This window comes from Olivibacter sp. SDN3 (assembly GCF_014334135.1).
Taxonomy (GTDB): Bacteria; Bacteroidota; Bacteroidia; order Sphingobacteriales; family Sphingobacteriaceae; genus Olivibacter.
In genome coordinates, this window is sequence record NZ_CP060497.1 from 5,829,787 (window position 1) to 5,842,213 (window position 12,427).

Here is a 12,427-nt window from a genome sequence, read left to right on the forward strand (position 1 = left end):
TGACGATTTCATCCCGAATCTGCTTTAGGCTATAAAAAGGCACTTGTATGCCATATATTGTTGTTTTCGCGAGTTCTATATTTGATTGAGAAATAAATTAAAATATCACTAAAATAATAACTTTATAAGTTATTACAAACATTAAGTGTCATAGTATCAGGATTATTCAGACAATCATACGATACCTGATGTGGAAGCTTCATTTTATTATTTATGGTATGTTACATAAATACCTTTTCCAAGCGCACGATTAGGACCATTGTTTGGATTATTTTCCTGAATATTTGCGCACTGAAAATTTTCCTGATCATATCTGACAGAAAAAGAGCGAATAATGCCGTTCATTCTTCAAACATGGGGTCTTGCCGGGCAATAAAAGCAAAGAGGTCAGGCAGCATCATCTGTGCCTGACCTATGTAAAAAGCAGAGAGGTTATCAATTCTGTTTCTATTTCAAGAAATCCTTTTCTTTGTACGCGGGGTTCGGGTATTGATAGAAACCTTCACCGGTAGATACACCAAGTTTGCCTTTATCGATGAAGTGCTCTTTCAGGTATTCCAGTGCCTTAAGCCGCAAGGGGTCCTGCGTTTTTTCTGCTGCCAGTTTATTGATGTTATAGGCCGTGGTAATGCCCACGACATCCAGTGCGGCAAAAGGGCCAACCGGTGCCCCGGTCGCCACCATCCAGGTCTTGTCTATCGTCTGTACATCAGCTACATCAGTGACCAACAGATTGATCGCCGCACCCAGGAACGGGACCAAAAGCGAATTGAGGATATAGCCGGGCTGTTCCTTGTGCAAGGGCAGTGCGATCATGCCAATCGCCTTCGCAAATTCAACCAAGTCGTCGAAAATCTCCTTGTCTGTGCCGGGGTGGCCCATGATCTCTGCCGTATTGTTGATCCAAATGTTATTCGCGAAATGCAATGCCAGAAATTTTTCCGGCCTACCGGTACTTTGTGCAAACTGGCTCGGTAAAAGTGTAGATGAATTTGTCGCAAAAATGGTTTTCTCCGGTGCAACTTTCGCCAGTTTTTCATAAAAGCCAATTTTGATTTCTGGACTTTCGGGAACGGCTTCAATAAGAAGGTCCGCATCTTTTACAGCTTCTACTAAGTCTGATTTATAAGCGAGGCGTGTTTTGGTGTCTGCTAATTGTCCGTCCGTCGCCGCTAAATCTCTTTTAAAGGCCGCCGCAAGAACATCAAATTTTGTTTTGGCCTTGTCCAAAACTTCATCATTGATATCATATACCGTAACGTTAAATCCGTGGAAAGCGGTTTGGAAGGCTATCTGATAGCCTAGTACGCCGCTGCCGGCAACAGTTATATTTTTGAAACTCATACTGATATAGTTTTTAAAAATGATGGGTAAGATAGCTGTACTTACCCACCGAGTTGTTAAAAGTAAAAATGTAATTGACTTTATACTGATAGCCTAAGCGAACCAAGAGTGTAGATGGAACTTGTAATCTGCGATACGGTGTCTGGTTTTAGCTATCTGTGGATGATGATGTTTATTGATTCTATAGATTTCATGATTTGTTTTTACACTCAGTTGCGGGTAAATACAGAAGTACGTCCGAACGCCGGGCTTCCTACATAGCCACGTACTTCCAGTTTCTCTCCGTTCATTTTCATTTCGCTGCTATAGGTCTTTCCAGACTTGGGATCATATACCTTTCCACTCGTCCATTTACCGTCTTTGTAAGTGAAGTTTTCGAGTATAACCGCATTGAGCAAGGGACGGCTGCGTAGCTTGCTGTCCTTGTTCTTGGCATCTTTGAGTGGTGTCTTGCCATCAGACTCCACGCTATTCTTCATCCAGATAAGCTTTCCGTAGTATTTGCCATCTTTTTCATATACCTCAATCTTGCCGTCTTTCTCCTCGTTAAACCATACACCTTTGATGCTACCGGCCTGTTGTGCAAACACGGTAGACGCAAATAAAACGATAGACAGTAATGAGATTATCTTTTTCATATTTTAAATTTTTTGTTTTATAAATTTTTGACTGTCTCTCCAAAAAGTTCTTCAGCTTTTAAATCCCGCGACCCACTCTTTAAATTTGCCGAACTGTTCCGCCAAAAAAGATTCCTTTTCGTCTTCCTGGTGCACATCTGATCCAACAGGCAAGATGTGTTCGAAGTAAGTTCCTTTTAGTACTTTCCTTAGGAGGCCTTCGCCCAGAAAATGCCGGTCATCATTGAGCGTTTTGGTTGCTTTTAATAAGTGGCGGATGTCGTACTGCAAAGGGTTGATATCCGGCACCTGCTTGTTGAGGTTCAATAATTCATAGACCGCAACGCGCGCGGTTCTTACAGAACTTTCCATGGTAAATACCACATCGTTGTTGGTCTCCACAAACTGGCCAACCAACCCCAGGTTTTTACAGCCTTCCGGAATAATCTGTGGACGGTCTCCTTTGGCTCTAGGCATAAACATTGAAGTTATGTAAGGCATATAGGCAGTACGTACGATCGTGTTTTCGATCACGTTATCTATCTGTTTCTCTATTCCCAGATGGTAGCACAGTTCGGTTAGAATCTCATTCCCAGTAGCGGTGGGCATTGTCTTTTTGATATAATTGCCCTCCTTGTCCATGAAAAGGGCGTATACCCATAGTACCAGAACATCGTCAGGCTGTGTAGGAAAGTGTGGCTGGCGGTTGCAGGTGAAGCTCATCAGCCAGTTGGAATCGGCAATGGTGATAATCCCTCCCGTTACGGTTTTTCCGGAGTACGGGTCGTTCACCGAATATTCCTTCAGTTTTTCTATTAGCGCTGACGGCCTACAGGTTAAGGTCACGGACTCCCAGGAAGATTTTTCAATGTCGGAGCAGAATTTTTCCGGCCTGCCGAAGATCGGAGATTTGGCAGCAAGGTTCTTCCACAGCTTCCATCCCGCACTCTGACCACTGGTACCGTTGTCCACCACCGGTATAGGAGCTGTCGCATTGGTTCCGTACGAGGTGTCTTCGGTCATTGAACCGGTAGTCACCACCACATAATCGTCTTCTGTGACCGGTATGATCACCTCAACGCCTTCCTGTTCGGTGATGATGCCCTTCACAGTTTTACCATCTGCATTGATGAGGATGTCTAGGTCTTTAACCAAGCTGTTGACCTGAAGCTTTACTCCCTTTTCCTTTAGCCATCTGCCCAATGGTGTAACAAAGGAATCGTATTGATTGTATTTCGGAAAAATCAACGAGGAAAGATCATTGAGCCCGTCGATAGCATGCAGGAACTTGTGCATGTATAGTTTGAACTCCAGCAGACTATGCCAATTCTCGAAAGCAAACATCGTGCGCCATAACGTCCAGAAATTGCTAGACAGGAAGCTTTCGCCAAAGTAGTTCTCTATGGTAACATCGTCCAGATCTTCCTTCTTTTTAAGAAGTAATTTGATAATCGCAAGCTGGTCTTTTTTGCTCAGACCAAATTTACTGAAATCCTTTATAGCGCCTTGTTTATGGATCAAACGGGCGATAGAATAGTTGGAGTCATTATCGTTAACAAGACGGTATTCATCAAGCACGCTGTAAGGGGCGGGCAGTTCCAGCGCTGGGATATCCTGAAAAAGATCCCAGAGGTTTTCATACGTGCAGTCCATTTCACGTCCGCCGCGGATAATATATCCTTCCGTAGCATTGCCGGCACCATCAAGAGAGCCACCTTCGATATGCAACTGCTCTATGAAAGTGATATTTTCGGGAATAAAATGGCCATCGCGGATAAAGTAGTACGCAGCTGAAAGTCCTGCGATACCGCTTCCGATGATATACACCTTGCTGTCTTTGTAAGACTTTGTGGGAATGCCTTTATTGCGTTGGTAATTCCCAATCTGATCTGCGAAAGGATAGGATTTTTCAGGTGTGTTCCGCAGTGTTTCTTTGCTGCTGTCCGGCTGGTGGTCAACCCTGCCATAAATGTCGGAAGCTTGAAGAACCTTGTCAAATTTTGATGTGATGTTTTTCATAAACGGATATCGTTTGATTAACATTACAAAGGTCAGGATATACTTAAACTCAATGGTATCCCTAAATTCGCCAATAATGTACGGAAATTCTTTTTTTTACAACGATTGCTGTTTTCGATATTCCTGAGGGGAGATGGCTGCGTATTTCTTAAAAAAACGACCGAACGAAGATGTCGAACTGAATCCGGTATCGAGTGCTATTTGAAAAATGGTCTTTTCCGGATTCCCGAGCAATACGCAGGCTTCTTTGAGCAGGTTCTCGTCTATGATTTCGTGGGGTGTTTTGCCGGTGGCCTTCTTGACTACCGTAATCAAGTATTTGTTGGTGATAAACAATTTATCGGCATAAAATTGAACGTCTTTACGGAACGTAGCATTTTCTTGCACCAATTTCGTGAATTTAAAAAAAAGGTTGTTTGTTTCCTCGGTATCATCTGTTTTTTCCGCTCGCTGAGTGTTAACAAGAGTCGCTATTTCGAGTAGGATATTTATAATAATGGTTCTGACGATGTCTTCGATGAACTTGCCTTGCCTCCCGGCCTGCTTATGGAGATAGTCGAGCAATGTGAGCAATCTCAGGGAAGACTCTGCTTCCGGAGCGACTATGCTGAAAGCCCGGTTTCTGAATAACGACAGCTTTTCGATAAAAAAAGGATTAGAGATGTTCTTGAGCAGGAAGTTTTTTTCGAAGAAGAGGAGTTTCATTCTGAAATCCTTACTTATATGCACAAACCTTATAATGGTAGCTGGCGCCGAGACCAAGAAATTATTCAGACCTATACAATAATGGCGGTTGTCTATTTCGAGGTCTATCTTGCCGGATAAACAAATGCAAAATGCATAAAAATCCATTCTAAAAGCCTCTTTCGGAAATTCGAAGATGGGATTTCCGGAAGAAATATAATACGGTTTATTGTATTTCACACCATAGAAAGACAACGTCTCTTGTAGGCTTTCGTATGCTTTCATATATGATAAATATTTACAAATGCGATTTCTATTTCGTGAGATTTTAAAAAAACGTGTGGAACAAGCTTTTTTCAAATGTGCGAATCTTTGCGCTTACAATTTTACAAAACTATATTTTGGGTTGTATGATAATATTTGAAAAATACATATAACGGTCAATATGCGGGGTCAAGAAACCATTTTTGATATACTTAATAAGTTGGTGAATTCATTCAGTCATAAACTTGTAACCAGATTTCCACTGGCATACATGCCAATATTGGTGACGACGATGACGCCTACGGAGTACAGGAAAATGTAGTATTTGCGTACAAACTAAAACGTGAAGGCTATTATACCATCAACTGGAATTGAAGTTACCGTCCCGCATTTCTGTGGGGATTGTGTAAATTAGCAGTCGGGAGTCACATTAGGCAATCGCGACGATGCCAAAAATAAAAAAGAAGAAATCGATCAATTCCTATCACAATATGATGAACATGTTCATGCCAATCGTATTTGATAATTTATACACGTTACGCATATCCGTCAAAAGATCCAGCTGGTCATAGCAGTATAGGAAAATGACACTCTGCAGTTTTCGAGGTATTTCCTAATAAAATTATTATCATATTCAATTGGTCAAAGATATAGTCTCTTGTATAAAAGCATCTAAAGTACTATATTTGTTTTAGTTGAATAAAAGGTAATTACATCAAAATATTTGAGGATATTTTTGAGTTCTGTGACAAAATCATCTTATTTGATATAATTTGAACCGTGCCCCATTTCATGCCCTTATAATATTAATGGTTTTGTAAATGGTTGATATAAAGTTCTTTAGAGGAAGTGTGTAGTCGTACTGCCACTCCGACTTTACAAAAACAAGCTCTTGCGAAAGTAAGGGCTTTTCTTCTTTTTGGTTGAGCATGCATTCTCAATAAGTTTAAATTTTTTTGGGTACTACCTTGTGTGTTGTCAATATAAGTATTCTCTTTTAAACATCATTGCGTTTAAAATGATAATACAATGGAGAGACAGCAAGAGACAAATCGTTCAATCAACCCAAAAAAGGCGGCAGCAATTTTAGCTAAAAACGGGGTGCATCTGAATGAAAAAAAAGTGGAAGAAATTTTGGATGTTATGTATTTTTTGGCTAAATTAATTGTGAATCAGAACTTTAAAAAATGAAAACTGCCGATCTTTATATTCGTGTTAGCACAGACGAACAGGCCGATAAAGGTTACTCCCAACGTGACCAAGAAGAAAGGCTACAAAAATATTGTCAAGCTAACGACATAACAGTAAGAAAGATAGTTCATGAGGATCATTCGGCCAAAACTTTTAATAGACCTGAATGGGAAAAACTATTAGTTTTCCTGAAAAAGAATAAACGTAAATCAGATTTTGTGCTGTTTACCAAATGGGACAGGTTCAGCAGAAGTGCACCCGACGCATATCAAATGATCAATATATTAAAAGGGCTGGGAGTTGAACCACAGGCAATCGAACAACCCTTGGATATGTCTGTTCCCGAAAACAAGATGATGTTAGCGATCTATCTTACAGCTCCTGAAATAGAAAACGACAGAAGGGGACTGAATGTGTTTTACGGGATGAGAAGAGCAAGGAAAGAGGGGAGATGGCCAGCGAAGGCACCAGTTGGTTATGTCAATAGGATTTCGGAAAGTGGCAAAAAATTTATAGCAATTGAAGAACAACAGGCTTCTATCATGCGATGGGCGTTTGAAGAAATTGCCAAGGCGAAATATTCAACTGAACAGGTGTTCAAGAAAGCTCACAAAATGGGGCTAAAATGTGGAAAGAATAATTTCCTTCTATTGATAAGAAATCCGGTTTATTGCGGCAAAATACCAGTACCTAAATTTAAAGATGAAGAAGAACAGTTGGTTAATGGACAACACGAGCCTTTGATCTCGCCACATTTGTTTTATAAAGTTCAGGCCATATTAAATGGAAAACATAGGGTGACAAACACCAAAATACTTTCGCCTAGTCAATTGCCATTGAGGGGCTATTTAAATTGCTCCAAGTGCACTAGAACGCTTTGTGGTAGTGCTTCTAAAGGAAGGAATGCCTATTATTACTATTATCATTGTTCTTCAACATGTGGATGCAGATACAAAGCAGTTGAGGTAAACAACGAGTTTCTACAGGTTCTGTCAGAATATACGCTAAATGAGAATATGGCAGAACTGTTCAAATATGTAATAATTGATACCTATTCCAATGATACAGTGGAATATCAGGCGAATAAGAGCGAATTTCTCAAGAGCATTGCCAGTTTTAAAGAAAGACTAAACAAGGCTAGGGAACTCCTTCTTAACGGTGATATTGATGGAAAGGATTATAAAGAAATAAAGGATGATTGTGAAAGCAATATAATGCTGTATGAATCAGAATTGGAGAAACTCTCAAGAAATAAGTACAGCAAAAAGGAGCTAGAGTCCGTAATTGACAAAGCAATCTTCATTCTAACGAAAGTAGATTCAATTTTCTTTAAATCAGATAGTTACGGAAAGCGAAAGATAATTGGTTCGATGTTTCCAGAAAAGTTTACGTTTGAAAATTTAAAAGCTCGAACCGCTATTGTAAGTCCAGTGTTCAATTGTATTTATCTGATTAACAAGGAATTGCAAGGAAATAAAAAAGGGCAAAATGCTGTAAAAAACATTTTGCCCAGTAAGGTGCTCCTTGTGGAGCTTGAACCAAGAATCAAAATATATAGGGGTGTTTTGCTAATTAGATATCTTTTCTGTGTTATTGTGTATTCATCAAATCGAGTATATCCTCATACTTATAATACATCAATCCCCCAATTTTGGAGTATCTCAGAGTACCATTTCTTCTTAGTGTCTGTAATGTACCAGCAGATATACCCAAAAGATTACGCACTTCATAACTTTTAAGCCATTCCTTTTGTTCCTGCTTTTTATGTATTCCGAAAGCTGGTCTTTTTAACTCTGCAAAAAGCTCTTTCTTGAACTTCTCTAAGTCCTCTTTTGTAATAAATTCAATAGTTGCCATGTCTTTTGTTTTTATCTTCATGACAAAGTTCACTATCAATTTACTGAGAAACTGACAACCTTTTGGGTACTACCTAAAAAATAATTCATAACCAATCAAATGGCGTGTAATAATGATTCGTTCCTTTTCGCCATAAGAGACTTCATATCATTTGCAACTTTCTTTTTCTTCACCTTTGCATATATCTGCGTCGTGCGAATACTGGCATGTCCAAGCATAGCCGAAACGCTTTCAATACTTACCCCGTTCTCCAAAGTAACAGTGGTGGCAAAGGTATGACGCGCCACATGGAAAGTGACCTTTTTGCTGATACCGGCAAGGGCAGCAATTACCTTTAAATACCTGTTGGTTGTTTGGTTTGTGTAGTAGGGAAATATTGTTCCTTTTCCAAGTGATGCGGGATGATTTCTGTACTTTTCAATCAATTCCAACGCTTCGGGTAAAAGCAGTACAAAAAATTTCTGCTCGGTGGTGTTAAAGGTTTTCTTTCTTGTCATTTCCAGCCATTGGTCACCGTTTTCATCCCGAATGATATGCCCGTGACTGAAATTACATATTTCACTGTATCCCAATCCGGTGTAACAACTGAAAAGGAACATATCCTGAACTACGATTTGGCCGAATTTGAAGAGCTTGACCTTTCTGAATCTTTCCAGTTCATTACTATCAAGCGGTTCCCTGTCTTTTCTCACCATCTTTCGCTCAAAATGCTCAAAGGGATCGTTCTTGATCCACTTGTTTTTCAGGGCAATGCCTACCATCTTTTTAAGCCTTTCCATGTGCTTCATGGCAGTATTATTGGAGCAGGGGCGTTGCCCTTTATCGGGCTTACGTGTTAGTAGGAAAATTTTAAAATCAGTGATGAACTGGTTTCCGATCTGGGAAAGGTGGATGTCCACTCTTTTCTTTAGCGAGATAAATTCATGGATGAAGCGCTCGGTAGTCCGGTAGTTCTTCATTGTTCCTTCTGTGAGCACCTTACCAATTACCGTGTTGTGGTATTTGAGCAGCGCTTTCAATGTACTGATCTCAACATTGACACCTAAGACCTTTGCTTTGATCGATTCCGAAGAAACTGGCTGTTTGTCCCTGACAAGTTCATCGTACGCATTGTCAATATCTTTCCTATAGGACCTTAGCTTACCACTGGCACGTTCATCTTCGTTTGTCTTGCTTTCAATTTTCTGTTTATCATGGTTCCATGATGAAATATTGACCCTATATTTAAGGGAAAGGTCAGCAGGTACTCCGTCCACCCATATACGTGCGTAGAGCGGTGCAGTACCTTTGCTGGCTTTGTCTTTCTTAAGAAAGAACTGAAAATTGAATGTGTGATGGCTTGTCATATCATTTGCCCCTTTCTATGCCATTCTGATATGTTTTGCCGCCCTTAAAAAGTTAGGGCATAACAAAACATATCAAAAGGCATTAAAATAAATTTAAACAACTGAATTACAATTGATTACATCTATTTCAAGCACAATAATACGAGAAAAGAACAGGGCACGGAATAGGGCACAAAAACCTTGATATGCCTTGTATTATCTTGATATGACAAAAATGAAAAAAGCCCCTAAATGTGATATTTAGAGGCTTTTTGTAGGCTTTTGTTGCCTATGCTGTCGGGGTGGCAGGATTCGAACCTACGACCTCCACATCCCAAATGTGGCGCGATACCGGGCTACGCTACACCCCGATCATGGTATCTTTCCCATTTACAGAAACCAATTCTCGGTAAATGGAGTGCAAATATACGATATTTTTTTAATCTTCAACAATTTTTTATCTTCACCTTGGAATTATAGATTATATTGGCAGGAACACAACGCTATTTTATCATCTTTATACTTTGATACTTAATAATTTAGCAATAACTGTTCCCGTCCTTATTAAATTCTGCCGGGTAAGCTTTAAAGCATCTGCTAAAAGCATAGGTTCATGACCTATAGGCAATAGCACATCGAAAGCAGCCTGCATATCAACGTTATAGCGTACAGGCACCTTCCCCGCTAGAGCAATTACAGGCTTTCCCTTTTCTTTAGCTTTCATTGCTACACCAAATGGCCCTTTGCCTCCCAATGTCTGGCTATCTAAACTTCCTTCCCCGGTTATCAGCAGATCAGCCTTCGTCAATGCTTCTTCCAAACCTGTCAGTTGCATAAAATGCGTTATACCGTTTACCAGCTGAGCGCCCAGTGCGCCGTACAGGCCTCCTGCCGCTCCTCCTGCTACCCCTCCAGCATCTACAGCAGCCATATTTCTGCCGGTTGCTTTTTCAACGTGTACACTTAGACGGCTTAAAAAGCCTTCCAAAGCTCTTACCTCCTGCTTGTTTGCTCCTTTCTGCGGACCAAATACGGCTGCAGCACCTTTAGCTCCCAACAACCTATTCTCCACATCGCAAAGAATGGTAATTTTCACCTTTTGCAAGCGTTTATCCAGGTCGCTTAAATCAACTCTTGCGAGCGATTGCAGATTTGCCGGATATACGTCTAAAGCGGCTCCTTGTTCATCATAGAAACGCGCACCCAAGGCAGCCAATATTCCGCAACCACCGTCTACCGTAGCAGACCCACCCATCCCAATAATCAGCTCCTTGACTCCCTGATCCAAAGCGTCGATGATTAATTCGCCGGTTCCGTAAGAAGACGCTCGCAAAGGATCACGTTCTTCATCTTTTAGTAGTTTTATTCCCGAAGCATTTGCCATCTCGATAAGAGCTACCTCCTTCTGGCGAATTAAGCCGTAGCTCGCTTCAACCGGTTCTCCCAAGGGTCCCGCAACCGTTTTTAATACCCGTTTTCCAGTCAATTGATGCAACAGTAAATCAATGGTACCATCACCTCCATCACCTATTGGAAAATATACAAGCTCTCCCCTGTATCCACCTGCCCGCAAGCCCTCACCAATAGCCTTTGCTGCCGCTAACGCGTCCAAACTGTGCTTAAAAGCATTGGGAGCCAATAATATCGATTTAGTTTCCGTATTCATATGTATATCATTTCGTCATCGAGTAAATATCAGTACAGGTATTGGCTTATTATGCTTATAAAAGAACGATTGCTAACAGATAAATACAAATGATCGCAACTACGCCCATAAAACAGGTCGCAACACTATATACCTTCAACATCGCCTGCATAGGTAAACCAGAAAATTTGGCAATTACCCAGAAATATGCATCGTTGGCATGCGAAATCATCATGGAACCAGCGCCCAGCGCAAGTACACAGATAACCCTTCCCGATTCACTTTCCAGGCCTAAACCTGTTAGTAAAGGTGTAACAATAGATGCAGCGGTAATAACGGCTACTGTAGATGAGCCTTGAGCCGTTTTTAGCACAGTTGCTATCAGAAACGGAAAGAATAAGCCTAGGCTAGCTATCGGGATATTTTCAGCAAAGTGCCGGCCTAGGTCGGCTTCAGCCAAGATAGCCCCAAAAGCACCACCTGCACCTATTATAACCAATATTCCGGCCGCTTTCTCCACTCCGTCGTGTAATAACTTTGTAACTGTTTGTCCAGCCATTCGATGGTTACCCATAAATACCAGTATGATACCGATGATTAAAGCAACTTCCGGCATTCCTATCGTGAGAAGCACTTGTTCGGCGATGCTTCCAACAACAAAGGAACCCATAAAAAATGATCGTAAGGCAATTAAGGCGATGGGTACCAGTATAGGCATTATTGCTGCGACTAACGAGGGGTGATGTGGCATAGAACGTTCATCAGTTGAGCTAAGGTTATTTTTGTGCAGCGCTATTTTCCGGCCGGCATATTTTGACCATAAGTAGCCGCAGTATGAAGCAGGGACCGCCACCAACAGTCCATACAGTATTACTGCACCAAAATCTGCCTCCAATGTCTCGGTAGCCGCTGCCATACCAGGATGTGGGGGCATCAAACAGTGTACCGCATAAAGTCCTGTAGCCAATGAGGAAGCCATTATCAATAAAGACGTGCCGGAACGGGCAGCCAGTTCTTTATTCAATCCGTTTAACACGATAAAACCTGAATCGCAAAATATGGGCATGCCCACTATATAGCCACTGATATTCATTGCTAACGCAGATCTATCAGCGCCCACCTTCGAAAGAATAAAATTGGCAATGACCGTCGTACTGCGGGTATATTCCAATAATACCCCCAAAGTGGTACCTAATACGATAATTAATGCCAACGATCCAATAATATGTCCGAAACCCTCCTTAGCAACCCGAAGACTCTCCGTTAACGGCAACTGAATAATGGTGCCCACCCATAAACATGCCGCTAACAGCGCAAAAAAAGCATGCATTCGATAACGGACAGTAAGCAATATAATCAACAAAATGCCGGTGAGCAGTGCTATTATACTTTGCCAGAAAGAAACTTCATGCGTCATAAACTTCAGGAAATGGTTATTCCGGCAAGATACAGAATAACCAATACCCATACAACTGCACGCT

The 12,427-nt window shown here is 41.1% G+C and carries 9 protein-coding genes, 1 tRNA gene and 1 pseudogene; 2 read left to right on the forward strand and 9 right to left on the reverse strand.

Annotation, left to right across the window (positions count from 1 at the left end; genetic code table 11):
- Positions 1-447: 447 nt before the first annotated feature.
- From H8S90_RS24625 to H8S90_RS24640, 4 genes are all read right to left on the reverse strand, one after another.
- The gene (locus tag H8S90_RS24625) at positions 448-1,344 is read right to left on the reverse strand and encodes a 3-hydroxyacyl-CoA dehydrogenase (protein WP_187340401.1); all 897 of its coding nucleotides are present in this window, start codon (positions 1,342-1,344) and stop codon (positions 448-450) included.
- Positions 1,345-1,553: 209 nt separating this feature from the next.
- Positions 1,554-1,982 carry a DUF2147 domain-containing protein gene (locus tag H8S90_RS24630; protein WP_187340402.1) on the reverse strand — a complete coding sequence of 143 codons (429 nt, stop codon included), beginning with the start codon at positions 1,980-1,982 and terminating at the stop codon, positions 1,554-1,556.
- Positions 1,983-2,033: 51 nt separating this feature from the next.
- Positions 2,034-3,980, reverse strand: a complete 1,947-nt coding sequence (locus H8S90_RS24635; protein WP_187340403.1) for an oleate hydratase — start codon at positions 3,978-3,980, stop codon at positions 2,034-2,036.
- 96 nt (positions 3,981-4,076) lie between these two features.
- On the reverse strand, positions 4,077-4,949 hold the full coding sequence (locus H8S90_RS24640) for an AraC family transcriptional regulator (protein WP_187340404.1): 873 nt from the start codon (positions 4,947-4,949) through the stop codon (positions 4,077-4,079).
- 1,008 nt (positions 4,950-5,957) lie between these two features.
- Here H8S90_RS24640 and H8S90_RS24645 point away from each other — a divergent pair.
- Together H8S90_RS24645 and H8S90_RS26540 are read left to right on the forward strand one after the other, a co-directional pair.
- On the forward strand, positions 5,958-6,119 hold the full coding sequence (locus tag H8S90_RS24645; RefSeq protein WP_187340405.1) for a hypothetical protein: 162 nt from the start codon (positions 5,958-5,960) through the stop codon (positions 6,117-6,119).
- On the forward strand, positions 6,116-7,858 hold the full coding sequence (locus tag H8S90_RS26540) for a recombinase family protein (protein WP_370525671.1): 1,743 nt from the start codon (positions 6,116-6,118) through the stop codon (positions 7,856-7,858). The genes H8S90_RS24645 and H8S90_RS26540 overlap by 4 nt, the downstream gene beginning before the upstream one ends.
- Here H8S90_RS26540 and H8S90_RS24655 read toward each other — a convergent pair.
- The 5 genes and pseudogenes from H8S90_RS24655 to H8S90_RS24675 form a co-directional block, all read right to left on the reverse strand.
- Positions 7,776-7,997: pseudogene (locus H8S90_RS24655) on the reverse strand (DNA-binding protein); the annotation flags it as partial. The gene H8S90_RS26540 and the pseudogene H8S90_RS24655 sit on opposite strands and share 83 nt — an antisense overlap.
- Before the next feature lie 74 nt (positions 7,998-8,071).
- Complete coding sequence (locus tag H8S90_RS24660) at positions 8,072-9,322, reverse strand: site-specific integrase (protein WP_187340406.1); 1,251 nt, start codon at positions 9,320-9,322, stop codon at positions 8,072-8,074.
- Between the two features lie 276 nt (positions 9,323-9,598).
- Positions 9,599-9,672, reverse strand: a tRNA-Pro gene (locus tag H8S90_RS24665).
- Between the two features lie 146 nt (positions 9,673-9,818).
- Positions 9,819-10,967: a glycerate kinase gene (locus H8S90_RS24670; RefSeq protein ID WP_187340407.1), complete on the reverse strand. Its 1,149-nt coding sequence runs from the start codon at positions 10,965-10,967 to the stop codon at positions 9,819-9,821.
- Between the two features lie 55 nt (positions 10,968-11,022).
- Complete coding sequence (locus H8S90_RS24675; protein ID WP_187340408.1) at positions 11,023-12,363, reverse strand: GntP family permease; 1,341 nt, start codon at positions 12,361-12,363, stop codon at positions 11,023-11,025.
- Between the last annotated feature and the right edge of the window lie 64 nt (positions 12,364-12,427).